The sequence below is a fragment of the Granulicatella balaenopterae genome (genome assembly GCF_900111135.1).
In the GTDB taxonomy this organism is placed as follows: Bacteria; Bacillota; Bacilli; order Lactobacillales; family Aerococcaceae; genus Granulicatella; species Granulicatella balaenopterae.
Genome location: NZ_FOGF01000083.1, coordinates 1 through 1,352 on the forward strand (window position 1 = coordinate 1; position 1,352 = coordinate 1,352).

At 31.6% G+C, this 1,352-nt stretch carries 1 protein-coding gene; it reads right to left on the reverse strand.

The annotated features are described in order from the left end of the window. Positions 1-152 precede the first annotated feature (152 nt). A partial coding sequence (locus BMX09_RS09830) for an ISL3 family transposase (protein WP_089748102.1) occupies positions 153-1,352 on the reverse strand: 1,200 nt, incomplete at its 5' end.

Sequence of the window (1,352 nt, forward strand, 5' to 3'; positions counted from 1 at the left end):
AAAAGAAATCTGAAAGATTTATATTAGGGCTTAGTGGACTTGTTTACCACACAAAAGAGGTAGGAAACATTTGTCAAGGAGAAAAGCGTAAGCGTACCTTGACTTTGTTTTCTATCTCTTTATACTTTCAGAGTCCAATTAAGCCATTATACTTATGCTTGGACAGCTTCTTCTGCAAATGATAAAGGTCGAATAGTTCTAGGTCTTACTGTTGTTTTAAAGCTGCATAATATACGTGCTCTGAAGTTGTCGAAATTAGTATACCCATAGCTGACACGCTTAATTGTCTTAATCTTATTATTTATCCCCTCTAAATGCCCGTTAGATAGCGTTAAATGGAGCGCATTTCCAATATAATCCTGATATCTTTCTAGTGTTTGAAGCGTTGATCTGATGTATTTTCGCAATGGTATTTTCTTACTTTCCATTAAATCAAATGAAAAAGCATCTGCATCATGATGTTTGATATCGTATTTTAAATCATTAATAATAGCGTATGCCTGCTCTAATTTTGGATTTAAGGATAATAGATAATCTACTTTTGTTTGTTCGCTAACCATACCTAAATATAAGCGATCAGTAAAATACTTATCGCATGATAATTCATCTTCATTTTTTAAGATTAGTTTCCAATCTTTCTTTAATTTACGCGCGTCTGAAGGTCTTGAATACTTAATACTATTCATTGTTTCAATTCTAATTCGGTTTAATGAACGATTTAAATGTTGAACAACGTGGAAGCGATCAATAACAATTTCTGCATTAGGGAAGCATTCTTCTACAACTCCCATATAAGGTGAATACATATCCATTGTCACGTACTTTACGTTTTTTCTAACCTCTAATGGATATTTAAGGAAGTGGTTAATCACATACCATTGTTGACGATTGCGAATAATGTCAATTGGTTCATGAGTTCTGCCATCGGCATAAATAAAACTCATTGAAGCAGTAACACATTTAACTGATTTAAACTCATCAAAAGATAATACTTCTGGTAAATAACTGAAATAATTATTAAAAGCATCTGCATTTTTACGTATAATACGGTTTACAGTATGCCAAGAAACATAGTGTCTTTCAGCAATATCTTTAATAGACTGTATTCTTTCTGCTTCTTGAGATATCTCAGCGTGTAAAGAATTAGAAATTTGGCAGTGTTTATTAACTAATGATGTTTCAGCTATAAAAGTAGCCTTACATTCTTTACAGCTAAATCTTTGTTTTTTTAGATTAATAATACAAGGGGAATTAATGATTTTATTATACTTTACGCTACACTTTGTAAAACTATGCTTAGTAATACTGTAATTTTCATTAACACAACCACATTTTGGACAGCATTTTGGCTT